Annotated in this window: 1 protein-coding gene; it reads left to right on the plus strand. The window is 44.0% G+C overall.

Translation table 11 applies throughout. The annotated features are described in order from the left end of the window. Positions 1-243: ABC transporter permease (locus tag AC0IXA_RS27990; protein ID WP_471814990.1), on the plus strand; the 243-nt coding region annotated here is incomplete at both ends.

A 243-nucleotide genomic window follows, 5' to 3' on the forward strand; every position in this document is an offset into this window, starting at 1 on the left:
GCATCACAAAGCTGATTTTACCGGCTGCTCTTCCTCATATTCTTCTGGGCGTGAGGCTGTCATTAGGAATTGCTTGGCTAGGTTTAGTGGTAGCTGAGTTAATGGGTTCAAGCAGCGGCGTCGGCTATATGATTATGGATGCAAGGCAATTCTCTCAAACGGATAAAGTGTTTGTCGGAATTATCATCTTTGCAGTAGTAGGTAAGCTGACAGATTCATTTGTACGTCTGTTAGAAAAGCGTC

It is taken from the genome of Pseudomonas sp. AC083, assembly GCF_979253165.1.